This is a genomic window from Agrobacterium sp. DSM 25558, from assembly GCF_900100825.1.
Classification (GTDB): domain Bacteria; phylum Pseudomonadota; class Alphaproteobacteria; order Rhizobiales; family Rhizobiaceae; genus Agrobacterium.
This window is the reverse complement of the sequence record NZ_FMUD01000057.1, coordinates 1-18,879: the sequence shown is the minus strand read 5'-3', so window position 1 is coordinate 18,879 and position 18,879 is coordinate 1. Positions and strand designations below refer to the sequence as shown.

16 protein-coding genes, 1 tRNA gene and 1 pseudogene are annotated in these 18,879 nt (G+C 56.4%); 5 read left to right on the top strand and 13 right to left on the bottom strand.

The genetic code is table 11. The features are described from left to right. Nucleotides 1–264, top strand: a 264-nt coding sequence (locus tag DSM25558_RS26655; RefSeq protein WP_077107652.1) for an IS5/IS1182 family transposase, incomplete at its 5' end; no start/stop codon positions are given. A gap of 131 nt (nucleotides 265–395) precedes the next feature. On the opposite strand, the pseudogene DSM25558_RS28010 reads toward DSM25558_RS26655, so the two are convergent. The 12 genes and pseudogenes from DSM25558_RS28010 to DSM25558_RS26590 form a co-directional block, all read right to left on the bottom strand. Then, nucleotides 396–1,081: pseudogene (locus DSM25558_RS28010) on the bottom strand (IS5 family transposase). A 179-nt stretch (nucleotides 1,082–1,260) separates the two neighbouring features. Then, nucleotides 1,261–2,835 (bottom strand): tannase/feruloyl esterase family alpha/beta hydrolase, encoded by a 1,575-nt coding sequence (locus tag DSM25558_RS26640; protein WP_159442531.1) that lies wholly within the window; start codon nucleotides 2,833–2,835, stop codon nucleotides 1,261–1,263. Nucleotides 2,836–2,947: 112 nt separating this feature from the next. Further along, nucleotides 2,948–3,649, bottom strand: a complete 702-nt coding sequence (locus tag DSM25558_RS26635) for an ABC transporter ATP-binding protein (RefSeq protein WP_077107647.1) — start codon at nucleotides 3,647–3,649, stop codon at nucleotides 2,948–2,950. Between the two features lie 3 nt (nucleotides 3,650–3,652). After that, on the bottom strand, nucleotides 3,653–4,429 hold the full coding sequence (locus tag DSM25558_RS26630) for an ABC transporter ATP-binding protein (RefSeq protein WP_077107646.1): 777 nt from the start codon (nucleotides 4,427–4,429) through the stop codon (nucleotides 3,653–3,655). Then, the gene (locus tag DSM25558_RS26625; protein ID WP_077107645.1) at nucleotides 4,426–6,321 is read right to left on the bottom strand and encodes an ABC transporter permease; all 1,896 of its coding nucleotides are present in this window, start codon (nucleotides 6,319–6,321) and stop codon (nucleotides 4,426–4,428) included. The genes DSM25558_RS26630 and DSM25558_RS26625 overlap by 4 nt, the downstream gene beginning before the upstream one ends. A 114-nt stretch (nucleotides 6,322–6,435) precedes the next feature. Beyond that, entirely contained in the window at nucleotides 6,436–7,611 is a 1,176-nt protein-coding gene (locus DSM25558_RS26620; protein ID WP_077107644.1) for an ABC transporter substrate-binding protein, read from the bottom strand. A gap of 168 nt (nucleotides 7,612–7,779) precedes the next feature. Continuing rightward, nucleotides 7,780–8,400: an isochorismatase family protein gene (locus tag DSM25558_RS26615; RefSeq protein ID WP_077107643.1), complete on the bottom strand. Its 621-nt coding sequence runs from the start codon at nucleotides 8,398–8,400 to the stop codon at nucleotides 7,780–7,782. 32 nt (nucleotides 8,401–8,432) lie between these two features. Further along, nucleotides 8,433–9,464 (bottom strand): 2,5-dihydroxypyridine 5,6-dioxygenase NicX family protein, encoded by a 1,032-nt coding sequence (locus tag DSM25558_RS26610; RefSeq protein ID WP_077107642.1) that lies wholly within the window; start codon nucleotides 9,462–9,464, stop codon nucleotides 8,433–8,435. Between the two features lie 12 nt (nucleotides 9,465–9,476). Beyond that, nucleotides 9,477–10,274, bottom strand: a complete 798-nt coding sequence (locus DSM25558_RS26605; protein WP_077107641.1) for an alpha/beta fold hydrolase — start codon at nucleotides 10,272–10,274, stop codon at nucleotides 9,477–9,479. A 10-nt stretch (nucleotides 10,275–10,284) separates the two neighbouring features. Beyond that, on the bottom strand, nucleotides 10,285–10,986 hold the full coding sequence (locus tag DSM25558_RS26600; RefSeq protein WP_143240258.1) for a maleate cis-trans isomerase family protein: 702 nt from the start codon (nucleotides 10,984–10,986) through the stop codon (nucleotides 10,285–10,287). A gap of 246 nt (nucleotides 10,987–11,232) precedes the next feature. Beyond that, nucleotides 11,233–11,916, bottom strand: coding sequence for a TetR/AcrR family transcriptional regulator (locus DSM25558_RS26595; protein ID WP_244554326.1), 684 nt, complete (start codon nucleotides 11,914–11,916; stop codon nucleotides 11,233–11,235). A 73-nt stretch (nucleotides 11,917–11,989) separates the two neighbouring features. After that, nucleotides 11,990–12,418, bottom strand: a complete 429-nt coding sequence (locus DSM25558_RS26590; RefSeq protein WP_077107638.1) for a MarR family winged helix-turn-helix transcriptional regulator — start codon at nucleotides 12,416–12,418, stop codon at nucleotides 11,990–11,992. 256 nt (nucleotides 12,419–12,674) lie between these two features. Between DSM25558_RS26590 and DSM25558_RS26585 the strand changes: the two genes are divergently transcribed. The 4 genes from DSM25558_RS26585 (at nucleotide 12,675) to DSM25558_RS26570 (ending at nucleotide 18,605) form a co-directional block, all read left to right on the top strand. Continuing rightward, complete coding sequence (locus tag DSM25558_RS26585) at nucleotides 12,675–13,166, top strand: (2Fe-2S)-binding protein (RefSeq protein ID WP_077107637.1); 492 nt, start codon at nucleotides 12,675–12,677, stop codon at nucleotides 13,164–13,166. Then, on the top strand, nucleotides 13,156–16,572 hold the full coding sequence (locus DSM25558_RS26580; protein ID WP_077107636.1) for a molybdopterin cofactor-binding domain-containing protein: 3,417 nt from the start codon (nucleotides 13,156–13,158) through the stop codon (nucleotides 16,570–16,572). The genes DSM25558_RS26585 and DSM25558_RS26580 overlap by 11 nt, the downstream gene beginning before the upstream one ends. Before the next feature lie 102 nt (nucleotides 16,573–16,674). After that, complete coding sequence (locus DSM25558_RS26575) at nucleotides 16,675–17,814, top strand: FAD-dependent monooxygenase (protein WP_371480631.1); 1,140 nt, start codon at nucleotides 16,675–16,677, stop codon at nucleotides 17,812–17,814. 554 nt (nucleotides 17,815–18,368) lie between these two features. Further along, nucleotides 18,369–18,605 (top strand): hypothetical protein, encoded by a 237-nt coding sequence (locus DSM25558_RS26570; RefSeq protein ID WP_077107635.1) that lies wholly within the window; start codon nucleotides 18,369–18,371, stop codon nucleotides 18,603–18,605. A gap of 46 nt (nucleotides 18,606–18,651) precedes the next feature. On the opposite strand, the gene DSM25558_RS26565 is transcribed toward DSM25558_RS26570, so the two are convergent. Further along, nucleotides 18,652–18,728 (bottom strand) — tRNA-Met (locus tag DSM25558_RS26565). Nucleotides 18,729–18,879: the final 151 nt, after the last annotated feature.

The following is an 18,879-nucleotide window of genomic DNA, read 5'->3' as shown; positions in this document are numbered from 1 at the left end:
ACGTTGCTGGAGGACAAGGGCTATGACGCCGACTGGTTTCGCGCTGCCTTAGCCGAGCGCAAGATCGACGCCTGCATCCCTTCAAGGTCCAACCGGAAAGTGCCCGTCCCGCACGATCCTGTTCTCTACAGGAAACGCCACAAAATCGAGAACATGTTCGGCAAGCTAAAGGACTGGAGGCGCATCCACACACGTTACGATCGCTGCGCACATACCTTCTTCTCAAGCATTTGCATCGCCGCCGCTGTTATCTTCTGGCTCTGATTTTATGAGTCCTGAGCCTAGGTCGGGTTTCTAACTCTAAACGAATCCATTCACCAAAAAACGCGGATTTTCATACATCCGTCAGTCGCTTCTCCACCTTGGCGCTAGATCGTTCTAGGGTTTGTGGGGATTCATCGCGAATTGATCACAGCCGCTGCCAGATAGATCATGGCCTGAAAGCTCTGGTCCGTTTTACAGGCTCTCATAGCGATGCGTTTGAACTCTTTGAGTTTGCAGAAGAAGTTTTCGATCAGGTGTCGCCATTTGTAAATCTCAGTGTCGATTTGGAGAGGCATTGATCGACGCGGATGTTGCGAGATGACGATTTTCGCGCCGCGCTCGTTGAGATCGGCCACAATGTTGTTGCTATCGAAAGCCTTGTCGGCGAGTAGCGCACCGAACTCGATGCCATCGATGAGTGGCGCGACGCCGACCGTGTCGAAGCGATGGCCCGGCAGCAATTCCAACCGGACCAGATTGCCTAAAGCATCGGTCAGTGCCAGGATTTTGGTTGTCATCCCACCTTTTGAGCGACCAATGGCCTGGCTCTGAGTCCCCCTTTTGCGCCCTGACCGTGTCGGTGGACCTTGACGATGGTGGCATCCACCATGGCGTATTCCATGTCCGGTTCATCAGAGAGGGCATCGAATATGCGTTTGAAAATGTCGGCTTCACGCCAGTCGCGAAACCGGCGAAATGCCGTGCTCCAGTTGCCAAACGCAGCGGGCAGGTCACGCCATGGGCTGCCCGTGCGCACAATCCAAAGCACGGCTTCAATGAACAGCCGGTTGTTTCTTCCGGTGCGACCGGGATCCATAGGTTTTCCCAGACAATGCGGTTCTATCATCGCCCATTGGGCGTCGGTCAGTACAAAACGATCCATCCAAAGCGTGAATCACATTCGCGCTGATTTGTGAATCCCCACAAAGCCTAGGGCATGAAGCGTTCCTCAGCGCGTGTTATTCCGTAACTCGTCGACACCGCGAAGCCACCTTATTACTGGCATGCGAAGCTTTCAGCTTTTTCGATATCGCCATGTCCATCATAAACCGCTTCTGCCGGATAAAGGCAGATCGGACGTGTTCTCCCAGGCCACTTTACACCTGCCTCGGCACGCGCCGTTGCGGTCAGCCGCGTCGGAGCAACGCCCTTTTCGACCCAGTCTGTCAAAGCACCGAAAGCGTCGAACTGATCTGTGCCGTAGGCTCCACCACGGGTATGAGCCATGCCCGGTACGAAGAACACTCTGGCGAACTCGCGAGCACCATCTGCGCCATATCTCTCTTCAACTTTTTTGTAATAGGCCGCGACGTCATAGACCGAGAATGCAAGGTCTGCGGTACCGTTGAAGATGATGAGTTTGCCACCCTTTGCCCGAAACGCATCCATGTCTGGAGACTCGGCATTGGTGAATTTGGTTCCAGGCACCGTGAACACTCCATCAGTTGCCGAGATCTTTGCGAATTCACTGTCGATATCAGCCGATAGACCATAGCCCGCGATATCCTCGGTGATCGTCGGAGGGGTGGTGTAAATATGCGAGGCTTCTCCAGCAAAAAGGAAATAGTAAGAATTGCTTGTCTGCTCCACCATGCCGGGATCGAACGGCCATTTTGAATAAATAGCGCGGCCATCACTCGTATGGGCTCCCGCAAACAGCGCCTTTATGTAGGACGCTTTTTCCGGCTGCAGACAATCGGTTGTCTCACCCGCCTTGCACGTCCATTCGGTCGGATCGGGATGACAAGCACTGATGCGGCTGACCATTCCGTCACTTGCTCCATCCAGCGCGTCACAGGCATCGAGGATTTTCTTGACTACGATAGCCTTTTCACTGTCCGTCAAAGTCTTCTTGATATCCGGACGACCATCCGGTCCCTTTGGGGCAACTTTTGTTGCAATCTGGGCCTGATAGAGGGCCTGAATGGACGCCTGTGCAAGCCGAAATCCCGGGGCGCTGGCCAATATGCCATCGAAAAGATCGGGATATTGCTGCGCAGCGATCATCGCTTGGCGGCCACCATTGGATGAACCGTAAAAATAGGAATATTGCGGCAACTCGCCATAAAAACCGCGGATGAGCGTCTTTGCCGCGGTGGTAACCTGCGGAACCTGCATGTTGCCATATTCGAGTCTTGCTTGCGGGTCTGCGCCGAAGGAAAAGCGGCCATTCGGCTTGTTCGCGACCTCCTGATGGCCTGAGTCCGTTGTGACGACGGTGTACCCGTCCAAAAGGGCATTGCGAAGGTTGCCGCCCCCGCTATAGGTGCCCAATGCCGGAAACAAAATGCCGTCAACACCACTGCCGCCCTGATAATAAAATCGCTTATTCCACTCGACGGGAAGACGAAGCTCAAACTGCAAGGCATAAGGTTGTCCATCAATGCCGGTGCGCTGGTTCATTGCCCCGCGCACAAGACAATGATCTGACACGGATTTCTCCGTGACGGGAAGGGCACTGGCCTGCGTTACCTCGGCCAGAGTAACGACGCCACCTTCAACCGTGGCCCCTTTTAGAGCCAAACAACGCGCTGCAAAATCTGTCGACGGCGCGGCGTTAGCCGCATTCATGGAGGAGATTCCGGAAAGCATCAGAGTCGCGACTATCGAAAACATGCTATAATTTTTCATATAAATCCCTTTCTTTCTTATTCATCTGGATTGGGGCTTCCGGCCGGCCTTTTCAAAGGGCGAGGTAGGTCTCCTTGAGGTCGGAACGGTTATCCAATTCAGCTACGGTGCCTGAAAACTGGGTGACCCCTTTTTCGAGAATGTAGCAACGATCGCTGATCAAACGCGCAAAATGCAGGTTTTGCTCTGACAGCAATACGGACACACCTTCGCGTTTTAAAAGGACGATTGCTTCCGCCATTTGCTCGACAATCTTTGGCGCGATCCCTTCGGACGGCTCGTCGAGCAAAACCAGATAGGGATTGCCCATCAAGGTTCTACCAATGGTCAGCATCTGCTGCTCGCCGCCACTCATTCGTCCAGCCGGTCTTTTGCGCATTTCGGCGAGATTGGGGAATATCTCGTAGATCCGTTCCGGCGACCAGGCAGCACGTCCTTCGCGCTTCGGCTGACGACCGACCTCAAGATTCTCCTCGACGGTCAATTCCGTGAAAATGCGCCGATCCTCCGGCACATAGCCGAGACCCTTGCGGACAATTTCGAAAGGCGCGAGATTCGAAATATCCTCATTCCTGAATATCAACTTGCCCTCACGACGGTTCACAAGCCCGACGATAGATTTCATCGTCGTGGATTTGCCGGCACCATTGCGACCCAACAACGCCACGACCTCTCCAGCCACCACCTTCAGGCTGACATCGAACAGAATATGGGCAGGGCCATACCAGCTATTCAGCTTTGCAACTTCCAGCATGTCTCAGTGTTCCTGTTTGTAGAGAGCGCCAGAGCCCAGATAAATCGCCTGGACATCTTCATTGGCTCGCACTTGCGCAGGCGATCCCTCTGCGACCAGTTGGCCGCGGTTAAGGACGATGATCCGATCCGCATAGTCGAAAACGATATCCATATCGTGCTCAGTAAACAGCACAGCCAATTGCCGCTCCTTGGCGATGCGTGACGTCAACTGCATCAACAGCTTGCGTTCTCTGGTCGCCATGCCGGCAGCGGGTTCATCCATCAGAAGTAATTTCGGATTTCCTGCCAGCGCGATCGCCAGTTCCAGCCGCTTGATATCGCCATAGGGGAGCTCCCGGCAGGATCGTCCGGCTTGCTCTTTCAATCCGATCAGTTCGAGCAGATCATCCGCCTCTGCGCGGAAATTGCGCCCGAGATTGCCGAAGAACGCAGAAAGCGACAAAGCACTGAATCGTGCACATTGGACGGCCAGTTGAACGTTCTCGCGGACGGTCATGGACAGAAATGTCTCCGCGACCTGGAAGGTTCGACCGACCCCAAGCCGGGAAATCCGCTCTGGAGAAAAGCCTGTCGTGTCCTTGCCACAGATGACAATACACCCTTCATCCGGACGGATTTGTCCGTTCAGCATGTTGAAGCAACTGCTCTTGCCTGCGCCATTTGGTCCGATCATGGCCAGCAGCTCACCTGGAGCGACGGCAAGAGATACGCCCTGGACAGCCTTGACGCCCTGATAACTTTTGGACAGGTTTTCAACCTTCAGCAGAGCCTCTGTCATGCCACACCGCCATTTTCTGCCGGTGCACCGACAAGGGCCCTGGATTGTCGCCTTCTGTTTTGCCAGCTTTCGAATAGGCGTTGGGTGGAACCGACAATTCCCTGTGGAAAGAGGACCACGAGAAGCACGATGACACTGCCCAGGATCAAGCGGGGAAAGTCGGTGTTGCTCATGAGCCAGATGGACGCCACCTTGTAGACAACGGCTCCGACCACACTGCCAGATATCGTGTTGAAGCCACCCAGCAGAACCATGATCAGGCCATCGACAGAGGTCGATATTCCAAGCGCATCGGGGAAAATGCTGCCTTTCTGGAATGCAAACAGCACACCGGCTAGCCCCGCGAAGAAAGCGCTAACGACGAATGCCACATGCTGCACATGCCGCTGGGAAATGCCGATCGTTCCCGAACGCATGGGAGAATCGCGCAAAGCTCGCAAGCTGTAGCCGAAGGGTGAGAACGTCAGATAACGCATGGCACAAACGACGCCCACCGCGCACGCTGCGGTTAGCCAGTAAAAGGCCTCGGGACTTGAGGCCCACTCGGATGGCCACACGCCAACGATGCCATTGTCACCGCCGGTCACATCGACCCACTGGAAGACGACAGACCATAGGATCTGCGCATAGGCGAGTGTCAGCATGGCGAAATAGATGTTGGACAACCGAACACAAAACCACCCTGCGACGATAGCAAAAGCTGCGGCAATCAGCGGCCCGACGATCATAGCCAGTTCCATGGGGATACCGTAATACTGAACGCACATCGCTGCGCCATAGGCACCGAGCCCGAGGTTTGCCGCGTGGCCAAAGGAATCAAGACCTCCGACCGACATCAGGAATTGCAGGCTGATGGCGAAAATGATCGCGATCATCACTTCGGATGCGACGCTGATACCGTAATCTCCCAGAATGAAAGGCAACAGCATCGCCATTATAGTTGCGATGGCACAGCTGATACGGCCCACGCTTCCGAAAGGTTTCCAGGCACCGCCCTGCGGCGCGGCCGGGCTGCGGGAGCGAACGACCGGCTTACCCAAAAGCCCCCAGGGGCGTAGCACCAGCACGATGGCCATGACAGCAAACATGAGAACCAGCGAGATACCCGGCAGAATGAGAATGCCGAACGCGTTGAGCTGGGACACGATGATGGCGGCCAGAAATGCTCCGCCAATGCTGCCGAGACCGCCGATCACCACGATCACGAAAACCTCTGTGATGATGGAGAGATCCATGAAGTGCGTGACCGCGTCTCGCGGGATTTGCAGCCCTCCCCCAAACGCCGCAAGAAAGACACCAAGCGCGAAGACGCCGGTAAACAACCACTTCTGATTGACGCCGAGCGCATTGACCATTTCCCGGTCCTGCGTGGCGGCCCGCACGAGCAGTCCCCAACGGGAGCGGTGCAGCAGCAGCCAGATCAGGCCGAATACAACGGGTCCTAAAGCAATGAGGACAAAATCATAGACCGGCATTGCGCGCCCGAGGATGGAGACGGCACCGGATAGGCCAGGCGCACGTGGCCCCACCAGATCTTCCGGTCCCCAGATCAGGCGCACCGCATCTTCAGCAATCAATGTGACCCCGAAGGTTGCCAGAAGCTGGAGAAGTTCTGGCGCATGGTAGATGCGGCGAAGAAGCAGGGTTTCGATAATGACGCCGACAACCGCGACAGCCACCGACGAAACAAGAAGTGCCGCCCAAAAACCAAGCGGTGTCTGCCACCGCACCGTCAGGCTGTAGGCGATATAGGCACCCAGCATATAGAATGCGCCATGGGCGAAATTGACGATGCGCGTAACCCCGAAAATCAGGGAAAGACCTGAGGCGACGAGAAACAGCGAGGCAGCATTTGCCAAGCCCGTCAAAAATTGGACGACATAGAGTTCCATGAATATCCCCTTGTTCCCCGGCATTCCAGCTGAAGAACATGCAGTGGTTACGTGGCGATATAAGCCGCGGCAGGAAAGGCGACGCGCAATCCTGTCGCGTCGCCCTTATCTGTGTCAGGGGCGAAGCTTGGCAGCTTCGGCTTCAGTTGGGAGGAAGTCGCTACCGCTTTGATACTTGAAATCGACCATGACGCCTTTTCCATCCTTCAGCGCCGTCTTGCCGACATAAGCACCCAGAGTGGATTGATGATCAGCGGCCCGGAACGAGGATTGGCCGAACGGGGTATCGAAGGTTACGCCTTTGGCGGCGGTGATCAGGTCTTTGACATCAGTCGACTGGCTGCGTTCCAGGATAGCGGCTGCGGCCTTGATCAGGGAGTAACCGACGACCGATCCGAGACGTGGATAGTCATTGTAACGAGCCTGATAGGCGTCGAGGAATTTCTTATGGTCTGCAGTGTCGATCGATGACCACGGGTAGCCGGTCACAATCCAGCCCTGCGGGGCATCCGCCTGAAGCGGATCAAGATATTCCGGCTCTCCCGTCAGGAAGGACACGACGGAACGGTCCTTGAACAGTTCGCGGGTTGTCCCCTCGCGCACCAGTTTCACCAGATCGGCACCGAAGGTGACGTTGAGAATGGCTTCCGGCTTCGATGCTTCTATGGCCTGAGACACGGAACCAGCGTCGATCTTGCCCTGGGGCGGCCACTGCTCGGCTACGAACTCCACATCCGGGCGGGCCTTGAGCAAAAGCTCCTTGAAGACGGCAACGGCGCTCTGGCCATACTCATAGTTCGGCGCAATGGTTGCCCAGCGCTTTGCTGGCAATTTGGCTGCTTCCTGTGCGAGCATTGCGGCCTGCACATAGTTGGACGGGCGAAGGCGGAAGGTGTAGTCATTACCCTTCGACCAGACCATGGCATCCGTCAAAGGCTCACCGGCGAGATAAAAGACCTTTTTCTGCTTGGCAAAATCCGCCACGGCAAGGCCGACATTCGAAAAGAACGAGCCGGTTACCATGACGACGCCTTCTTTCGACACAAGTTCGTTGGCGGCTGTCAAAGCCTCGCCCGGCTTGCCGCCGTCGTCCTTTGAGACGACCACGAGCTTGCTACCCTTGATGCCGCCGGCAGCGTTGATTTCATCGACTGCCATTTCCCAACCCTTCCTATAGGGTTCGGTGAACGCGGGAAGACTGGAATAGCTGTTGATTTCACCAATCTTGATTTCGTCTGCCATGCTATGCCCTGCCCAAGACAGAGCGAGCATCATCCCGGAAATTCTCATAAGTGTTTTCATGGTTCCGTTCCTCTGGAGTTTGCCGCTTCAAAAGGCGGCTTTTTTTATGATTTTTCTGCTGGGTTGAAGGTTCGACACTGCGATCATGCACTATGGCTAAGACCCGACAAAGCATGCGTTGCCTGCCCCCTTCGAGGACAGGCTACGATCTACAGATCAAAGCGACGCAATCCACTGTTCGATATCGGCGGCATCTGTAACGTCGGCATATTTTTGATGCATGTCGTAGAGATTGGCATCATGCGGGGCCTTGGCCCTGTCGGCACAACAGTCGGCGGGAACAAGGACGTTGAAGCCGGACTGGACGGCATCGACGACTGTTGCCCGGACGCAGCCGGATGTCGTCGCACCCGTGACGATCAATGTATCGACACCGGCTCCGGCGAGAAGTGCTGCGAGCGCCGTTCCGTGAAAAGCAGATGCCCCTTTCTTGAAGATCACCGGATCACCGGGCTGAATGCCGGTGCCAGCGTCGATTTCAACAAGACGACTACCCTCGATCAGGGCCGCCATACCCGTTGCTTTTCGAAGCCATGGCAGCATTTTAACGTCGCCAACATGGTAAGCGATGGCCGTGTAAATGACCGGCATACCTTTTGATCGGGCAAGGTCGGTCAGCCGCCGCGTTGCGGCGATGGCCTGTGTCATATCCGCAGCCGTCGGATACGTCGTGTCGGTAAACCCGTATGTAAAATCGACGACGACAATGCCGGGGCGTGTTCCGCGTGGAACGGGCTGCCCGAAGCCGGCTGTCTGGTAGATTTCCTGCTGCGACATGTTTTCTTCCTTCCCGCCGCAAAGACGGCCGTTTAAGACCGAGCCATCTGAATTTCCTTCACCACGATGTCGCCATCGATGACGACGGGTTCGTCATCGAGGAACAGTGAGCATCCGCGCATGGGAATATCGAGATGGCAGGGCGTATCATTGGGGCCACCGAGCTCATTGTTGGGGCCGGTCGAGAACATGACATTGCCGTAGAAACTGCGCGGCTCCATGCCCATGCCGCCAGGGAATGCGCCAGGAACAAGATTGTGCCACTTGGCGTGCGGGTTCATGCCCCAGCCGACATGGCTCATACCCATGCCGCGCGGGTCGTTGAAGTCTTGCATGTAGGATTTGACCAGTTCCGCATCGAGCCCGCCACGAATATCGGTGACCCAGCCTTTTTCGATCGTGTAAATGATCGGTTCGCGGACATAGATGTTCTGCGGCAGCAGAATATCACCGGGTGCCACCACGATCTGACCATCAACGCCATCGTCATCGCCGCCTGTAAAGACGAAACCTGACGGCCAATGATCCCAACGGCCGGGCTCATCCGTGCAGGCATATTCCGTCACGGTCGGATAGGTATTGAGCTTGTAGGTCACGTCGGTTCCATGCGGTGAGGTAATGCGCATGACCTTCGCCTTGGCGAGCATCTCGCCGCCAATCTCGACCTTTTCGCGGATTTCCTTGGTCGGCAGCATGCGCGCCAGCAGTTCCGGCGGCTCGACAGCCGTCAGGATGCGTGTGCCTGCCGCCTGAATGGCCATCTGCTCCGGCGAGAACAACAGGAAGATGCAGTCGATCAGCATATCGCAGGCCTTCAAGGCCTCGACGGCATCCGGCATGGCAGCTAGGCCGGTAACGCCGACGTTCCAGCCACCCGTCGGCAAGGGAGTGGGCAATCGCATGTGGTACATCAGCGCACCGAGCCGCTGGCCAGCCGCCATGAACGCATCAGCGTAATCCAGGCGGTTGTTGCCCTCCGTCAGAACGATCAGCTTTTCACCTTCGTGCACGCCGGACATTTTCAGCTGGTGCAGGCAAATTTCTGTGAAGCTCGCGTGGTCCATATCAATATCCTTTCAATTGGCAGGTAGGGCCGGCAGAAAATCCAAAGTAGCGGCAAGAAAACCGTCCATATCATCCCAGGGGATCATATGGCCCGCCTTTTCGACGATCCGTACCTCGACGGCTGGTGCAAGGGTCTTGATCTCCTCGATATCCTCCTGGCCGATCACGGCTGCACCGCCTGCAACGACGAGACGTATCGGCAGGGCAATATGGGGCAGATCCGCATGGATATCGTCGGTATGGAACCCGTCAAAGGCCGTGCGGATTGCATCCAGCTGGCAGGTGTGAAGCCACTCGGCCCGCAATGCATTCTGCTCATCGGTCCATGAGGGACAGAAGCGACGCATGTCTTCTCCTGAACACCCCTTCTGCGCCATCAGGATGGAATCCTCGTACCAGTTCCAAGCGGATGGATAAGCACGTCGTCCCGGCCCGGAAACCGGAGGATCAACGAGAATAAGGCCCGAAAAGACATCCGGTGCCAGCCGCGCGGCGCGAATGGCCGTGCGTGCGCCCATCGAATGACCAAGGATAACGGGCTTGTTCAGGCCAGTGGCCGCAGCGAGTGACACGACATCTGCTGCCATGGCATCAAGCGAGTAATGCAGATCACCCGCTTCACTCAGACCGCGCCCGCGTACGTCCAGGACGTGCACGTCGAAGGCATCGCTTAGCCGTTCGGCAACGAAGCCCCATGTAATGGCAGGCGATGTTATGCCCGGCACCAGCAGCATGGCCGGTCCATTTCCCGGGAAATGCAGGAGGTGATGCCGAATTCCATTTGCGTTGACGTTATATCCTCTGGTCATATGCCCCACCTCAATAAACGCCGGACAGCAGGGTGCCGCCACCGGGTACGCGAGTATTGAGATTGAGTGCGTTCAACATCTGCCAGGTTGTGGCAATTGCCGCAGTCAACACAGGCTTGCCCGTAATCGCCTCTGCCATGGGAACGGCCGACAATGAGGGCATCTGTACGCAGGCAGAAAGCACGACTGCATCGACGTCGTCCGTCTTCATGCCTTTGACGATATTTGGAAGGTTCATGGGATCGTGAGCTGCCACCGCCAGATTGTCGGGGATTTCCAGCGCCCGCCAGTCGGAGACTTCGATGCCCTCGTTACGAATGTATGTAACGACCAATTCTGTCAGTGGCTTCATATAGGGGGCTACGAGCGCAACGCGCTTGGCACCAATCGCCTTCAACCCGTCCACAAGAGCGCCGGCAGATGTGACAACCGGTGCGGGATTTCCATTTGTGACTGTGAGGCCCTGCAGCCGTGACTGGCTCTCACGATGATATCCCAGTCCCATCGCCATGATGGCAACCAGGCAAGCGTAACCCATGACATCGACTCGAGCATCGGAAAGCTCCAGCGCGCAACGGTCACTATCGGCATCCATGGCAGCGAGTTCTTCCTTCGTGACATGCTTCATCCGCATACGCGAGGAGTGAAAGGTGAAACGTTCCGGCGAGACCAGTTCACGGGCGCGGAGCAAAGCCGGGATTTCGGTTTCCATCGTTATGTTTGAACTGGGAACGATCTGGCCGATCCGAAAAGTCTTCATGTGAGCCTCCATAGCCTGATGAACGGAGGTTAATTATTCATTTGAAGAATTACAAGCGTGTTTTTTCGGCAGGCATCAAAATTAGGCAATCCTTAGGAAAGCACAATCAGATCCAGCGCGGCAACGCGTTCTATTCTTTTGTTTTTTAGGATGGCCTCAGCCAATAATGCGCAGTGGAATTTGTAAAATCCCAGCCGCTCAAGTCCGGGCTCGGATGCCCGCTGCGAGAAAGCGGACGAGTTGCTCCAACATTTCATCCTTGCCGAACGCCATGAGGTGGCCTTCGGTAAGGTCTCCGATCCGCCCCAGATCGTTGAGCATAAAAAGATAGGCACCCACGAGAAACGCCATTCGTACGCTGATGATGTCTTTCGGCACATCAGGCAGCGCGTGCGAGAGAGCAACGACATAACGCTTGACGGACGCATCGTATACTTCACGCCGCAATCGAAGAGCGTGCTCCTCAGGCTCTGCATGAAGGCGCGCCTGCATGGCCACAAAGGCGGCTCCATTCGGACCGGAGTACTTCATGTCCCATTGCGGCTTCAGATAGGCGTATATGATATCTTCGACCCCAGGCGTTTCCGTAATTTCGAGAAGCCGGTCAAGATTGACGTGCCTATACCCGGCCAAAAGACTGCCGCGCCGCTTGAAGCATTCATCGAAAAGATCGACCTTCGCGCCGAAGTAATATCGGATCAATCCTTGATTGACGCCAGCCCGCGCTGCGATCTCACGAAGATTGGCCCCTTCGAAACCCATCTCGGCAAAAACGAGTTCGGCATGATCCAGAATCTTGTCGCGCAAATCAGGCGTCGCACCAAGCACGTCGGCTTTCGATGGGCGACCTGGACGTCGGTTTTTTTCTTTAGTGTTGTCCACGCCACCCTCATATGCCGTCATTTTCGCTACCGAACTGCAACGCAAACCACATTAATTATTTTTACGTATAATTTTAAATCAGTTGCTTCAACATCTTGAGAAACTGATCGCGCTCCAAAAGCGTCAACGGCGCGAGTGTCGCCTCGCTTATGTCCTGCACGGCTGGCAACACGGTATCGAGCAACTGGCGACCGACATCTGTGATGAACAACGTGTAGCGGCGGCGATCCTCTGTATCCTTTTCGACACGAATCAGATCACGCACCAGCAAGCGCGCCACAACGCCCTTCGTCGTCGCGGCATCCATACCCACCAAACGACCAAGGGCATTTTGGGAAATCGCCTCGGAGGATTCACGCAGGCGGTAAAGCGTCGAAAACTGGGTCGGCGTCAACCCGCCTGCCGTTCGCTCCACGAACAGCGCCGTGTGCCGCTGGGACGCAAGGCGAAGCAAGAAGCCAACCTGCTCGTCGAGTATGTAAGGGGCATTCCGGTCGTTCATCGAGTATTCCCAAAGCTTCTGATCCGCCTCAATCGAACTGAAGCATAGAGGTGATGCTGGTCAAGGCAGGAAGTGCTTTGAAAGTGCATAGGCAACCTCCTGTCAACAACACATTAGAAATGCCTAAAAATACTACAAAAAAATTACTGCCCGACAATTACGCATTTTTTTGAGTCGCAGGCATTAAAATCGTTTGCATACAAACGAATTATCTGCTGAATTCGTGGCAAGGGTCAAAAAAAGCCCAGAGGGAACCATGACGAACACGCTCGAATTGACCGTGAACGGAACCGTGCACCATCTTCAAGATACGGGAGATCGAACGCTTCTCGATGTCTTGAGAGAGCAACTTGGTCTCAAGGGGCCGAAATATGGCTGTGGCAAAGCGCAATGCGGATCATGTTCGATTCTCATTGACGGCTCGCCAGCCCGAGCATGCGTGATGCGCGCAAAGCGCACAGCGGGTGTTAAGATCACGACACTTGAAGGGCTTGCCGATCCGACGAGCGGCCAACTGTCCCCTGTCCAACAAGCTTTTCTCGAGTGCGAGGGCGCACAATGCGGCTACTGCCTGAACGGTATGGTTATAACCGCAACGGCACTCTTAGATGCGAACCCGTCACCCACACGGGACGATATTCGCAATGCCTTGCGCCACAATCTGTGTCGGTGTGGCGCCCATCTGGAGATCATTGCGTCGGTGGAGCGCGCAGCAGAACTGATGCGGGAGCGCCAGAATGACCGATGATCCGCAGACTGGTGGCCTTTGCGTCTATGAAGAACGTCCTGCCGGGCGGGTCGTCTTTTTGCGGCTGGACCATGGTGGACACGCCACCGGTTATAATGGCCATGTCGATCTCGGCACGGGTGTCGAGACAGCTCTTGCGCAAATTGTCGCCGAGGAACTCGATCTCCCACTTTCTGCCGTGCGCATGGTCCTTGGCGATACGGCGCTTACGCCCGATCAGGGTGCGACGATTGCTTCCGAAACGATCCAGGTTGCCGCAATCCCGTTGCGCATTGCCGCTGCACAAGTCCGTCTTTATCTGGTCAACGCAGCCGCTCACAGGTTCGGAGTCTCTGCCGATGACATCACAACGGAAAACGGTCGCCTCAGCTGCCAGGATAAGTCCTGCGATTACGGCGAACTGATTGGCAACGAGACGGTTCTCCTGAAACTCGACCGGACGACGAAGGTCAAGGATCCCGCGGATTATCGTCTCGTCGGACGGAAGACGGGCCGACGTGACCTGCCGGACAAGCTGCGCGGCATCCATCCCTATATTCACGATGTGGATGTGGCAGGCATGGTGCATGGTCACGTCATTCGCCCGCCCTATGCCGGGCGTGATAGTGGAGCCTTCATCGGACGCAGTCTCATCAGCTATGATGAGGCGACCGTGCGAGACCTCCCGGGCTTCATCGCAATCGTGCGTCATAAAGATTTTCTGGGTGTGGTTGCGGAACGCGCCGATCAGGCTCAGTCCATTGCCGAAGCGCTGCCGACACAGTGGCACATGCCACCTGATATTCCAGACATGTCGAACCTGCGGCAGGCGCTCAAGGATTATCCTTCGACCCCCCGTATCCTTGATCGATCCGGTGACTTTACACGCGCCATTAACGACTGCGACATCAGTCGCAAGCGCACATATCTCTGGCCCTATCACGAGCATGGCTCGATTGGGCCATCCTGCGCGGTTGCCAATTGGAACGATGGCGCACCGATCGTGTGGTCCGGAACGCAGAACCCGCACATGCTACGGGGAGACCTTGCGGTACTAGTGGATATTGCGTCTGACAATATCGATATCCGTCGGTTTCAGGCAGCCGGCTGTTACGGCCGCAATTGCGCGGACGACGTCTGCGGTGATGCTCTGCTGCTGTCACGCGCTACCGGCCTGCCAGTTCGCGTTCAGTTGACGCGGGCGCAGGAGCATCTTTGGGAGCCCAAAGGGGCGGCACAATTGATGGAGGTAAATGGCGGACTGAAGGCTGGCTCGCTACACGCCTATGCACTCGATAGCTGGTATCCATCCAACCGGGGACCGAACCTTGCGCTTCTTCTGACAGGCAGGATCAGCCCTGAACCCCGCTCTGCCGAGATGGGCGATCGAACGATCGTTCCGCCCTATCGTGTGCCCAACAAGCGCATCACCGTGCATGACATGGCACCCATCGTACGAGCGTCGTGGATGCGAGGCGTGTCCGCCTTACCGAACACCTTTGCGCACGAAAGTTTCATTGATGAGATGGCCTTTGAGGCCGGAGAAGATCCGGTCGCCTTCCGTCTGCGTCATCTCGATGATCGCCGCGAGGCTGATCTGGTAAGGCGCACCGCCGAACAGGCCGGATGGCAGGAGCACAACGGCCCCCGCCTGCGCCGCGAGGGCCGTATGGTTTTTGGACAGGGCTTTGCCTTCGCAACCTATGTTCACGGCACCTTTCCCGGCACGGCGGCGGCGTCGGCTGCCTGGGTGGTGGATGTCGCCGTTGATCTGGAAACGGGTGAAGTCACACTCTCACGTATCTTCATCGGGCAAGACCAGGGGCTTGTCATCAATCCAGACGGCGTGCGCCAGCAGATCCACGGCAATGCCATTCAGACGGCAAGCCGTGTGCTGGTAGAAGAAGTCACCTTCGACGCTATATCGCCCACTCCACAAAGCTGGGCGGCCTATCCGATCCAGACCTTTCCGTCCGTACCCGATATCCATACTATGCTGATCGAGCGACCTGGAGACCCACCGCTCGGGGTCGGAGAAAGTGCTGCCGTACCCAGCGCAGCGGCAATCGCAAATGCTATCTTCGACGCAACGGGCGTGCGTATGCGCGAAGTTCCCTTCACGCCAGAGAAGATGCGAGCGAAACTGGCCTCGCAAACATTGCCACCACTGCTGGCAGGGGCCGGAGTACAGAAGAAAACGCCCACTTGGGCGGCCCGCAAGAAGGTTCTGGCTTTCGGCACTGTCCTTGGCGGGCTCCTCACATTGGGATCCGTTTCCCTCTCCGTAAACCGTGCCATCGCGCCGTCCAATGCACCCTCTTCCGATGTGTTTTCCCCGGCAACACTTGAGCGAGGCCGACAGGTTTTCGCGACCGGCAACTGCGCCACGTGTCACACGGCCGATGGCAAAACTGCAAACGCAGGCGGTCGTGCCATCGAGACTCCCTTCGGCACGGTCTACTCCACCAATCTTACATCCGACCCCGAGACGGGGCTTGGTCGCTGGAGCTTCGAAGCCTTCGAGCGCGCGATGCGCCATGGCATCAGCCGCGACGGGCATAATCTCTATCCCGCTTTTCCATATACGTCTTTTGCTCGAATCTCCGACGACGACATGCTGTCGCTCTATGCCTATCTTCAGACACTGGCACCCGTGCGTCAGGAAACACCACAGGCCCGTATGATCGCGCCTGCAAACATCCGTTCCACACTTGCCGTCTGGAACCTCCTTTATCACGATTCAACGCCTTTCCAGCCCGATGCGACACAGAGCGGCGTCTACAACCGGGGCAAATATCTGGTGGAAGGTGCAGGCCACTGCTCCGCCTGCCATGCACCACGCAATATCGCCGGTGCTGAAATGCCTGAGATGACAGGCGCAATGATCAAGGGCTGGTATGCTCCTGCCCTTTCAGGACCGCAGCCGGATGCCATCGGCTGGAATGCGGACACACTGTTTAACTATCTGCGGCATGGCCATTCGCAGAACGCCTCCGCATCAGGCCCAATGGCAGAGGTGGTAGCCAGCCTCACCACACTCCCGGATGACGACATTCGCGCCATGGCACATTATCTGGCGGCGCAAATTAAGGTCTCCACCAATCCACCGGACGTGACGCCCAGGTCAGCGCCAGATTTACCCCCTAGTCGTGCTGGCCGTATCTATGAAAGCGCCTGCGCGGTCTGCCATGAACCGGCCATCCCTGGAATGGCAACGGCTGCGCGCGCATCGCTTACACAGTCGGCGGCCCTACGCGCACCCCGACCGGATGCGCTGTTCACGGTGTTGGACGAAGGCCTCAAAGCCCCCGACAAACTCAACCTGCGCGACATGCCCTCATTCAAAGACGAATTCACGCCCGACGACAGGCAGGCGCTTGCCGGCTATCTGCGCCAGCGTTTCGCCCCCGATCTTCCAACATGGTGATGCAACCAGCGAACCTGTGGCCCCGACGAAAAGGGCATCGAGAAAGCACCACAAAAATCGTTCGCATACGAACAATTTAAATCGAAAGGAAAAACAATGACCATTTCCATGGAGAAAGTTGAAATCGCCGTGATCGGCGCTGGCCTCGGAGGCGCGGCGGCGGCGGCCCTTCTATCTCAAGCCGGTTTCGACGTTCACTCCTTCGAACAGGCACCCGCCTTTTCGCGTATCGGCGCGGGCATTCACATCGGGCCAAATGTCATGAAAATCTTCCGCAAGATCGGGATGGAGAAGCGTCTGGAAGAGATCGGCGCGCACCCTGATTTCTGGTTTTCGCGCGATGGAAATACCGGCGAATATCTTTCCCGTATTCCTCTTGGCGACTATGGCCGGCGCGAATACGGTGCCTCCTACATTACGATCCACCGAGGAGACATGCATGCGGAGCAGATTTCCATCCTCGAAAAGAACCGCTTACATTTCGATCACCGCCTGACGGCAATCGAGGAACGTGACAACGACGTTCTCTTGACTTTCGACAATGGACGCCAGATATCAGCCGGTCTCGTGGTCGGCGCGGATGGTATAAACTCCATGATCCGAGAAATGCTGCTTGGGCCGGAGAAGCCACGCTTCTCGGGATGGGTCGGCCACCGGGCCGTGGTCGATATGGACAAGCTGCGGGCATCGGGTCTCGAATTTGAAACCTGCGTCAAATGGTGGTGGGAGGCATCGCGCCACATTATGGCCTATGCCACCAAGGGCAACGGCGATGAATATTATTACGTAACCGGCGTACCGGTGGATGGATGGGAACACGACACCAGCTTCGCCGACAGTTCTCGAGAGGAGATGGAAGCCATCTTCGGAGGATCGCATCCCGTTGTTCAGGCCCTGATCGATGCCACGGAAACAGTGACGAAATGGCCCTTCTGGAACCGTGATCCGCTCAACCTCTGGAGTCGTGGCCGTCTAGTGATGCTGGGTGATGCCTGCCATCCGATGCGCCCGCACATGGCACAAGGTGCCTGCATGGCCATCGAAGACGCCGCAATCCTGACACGCTGCCTAGAGGAGAGCGGGGTTGCCGGTTACACAGACGCTTTCTCGATTTATGAAGCCACACGCCGTGAACGGGCAACGACCGTACAGACGATATCCAACGCCAATACGTGGCTGAAGCAGCCGGAGGACCCCGCTTGGGTCTATGGTTACGATGCGCTGACAGCCCCGCTGGGCTAAAGGAGAGGCGTCATCCGCTCGTCCCGCCTGTCTGATGACAAGCAGGTGGGGACGTCGGTGCGCGGGTGTCATCCGTTGGCGATCAACTGCATCGTCCGCGGAAGTATATATTGCATGCTTGGTGCGTTCGGCTGTTCGATTTGCCGAACCAGTCTTCAAAGAGATTTTGCCTCACAACGTAAGTGACGAGGAGCACGAAGAAATAGTGACAGATATGCGTACTATCGCGGACAATGATACAAAATCACGCGGCAGTCGGCCCTTTTCGTCAGCTCTCGTTGAGGGCTTCTTCTAGGCCGAACCGACATTCGCCGCATCCACATCATTGCAGCGGCTATTTTTAGGAGGCTTAAGACGTGTGAAGCACGCCTGTCAATGCGTGTCACTGGGAATCTGGCCTAGAGCTTGCCGCTACCGAAGCGCCTGCGGAGGATTTTCAGGAGAAGATCAGCAAGCTGAAGCAGCAGTTCAATCCTGAACATGTCGAGGTCACCATCCGCAAGCTGCTGTTCCTAGCCCGTAACAATGCCGACGAAGACGCCAAACAGCGCCTGATGCCGATCGTGCGCCATCTGATCCAGACGGTTGCGCTTGGCAAGACACGGGACCACCAGCCGGCGAGCTTGCAAGTCTATGGCAATATCGCCGACATCATGGGATCGTTGGAGGTTCTCGATCTGATGGAGCAACAGTTCCTTGCCGCAGCAGGCAACGATTTGCTGGCGCGGATTGCGTCCGGCGAGATCGACCCTCATGCCCGCCGCAAAAGGCTTTTCTACGAGTATTTGTGAGGCGCTTTGTGTCTGTATTTTAAATGATCGAATTTTTGGAATTTTTTGGTTGCGGGGGCAGGATTTGAACCTGCGGCCTTCAGGTTATGAGCCTGACGAGCTACCGGGCTGCTCCACCCCGCGTTACCAGCGTAAATCCCTATGGGATTTATCGCGCCAGAGCAAACTCGCAGAGTTTGCGCCTCTACCGGCGCAAATCCACTTGGATTTGTCGCCTCTACTCGACTTTTGCCTCGACTTTTGCCGGAGGCAAAGTGTCATCTTTTCCCGGTAT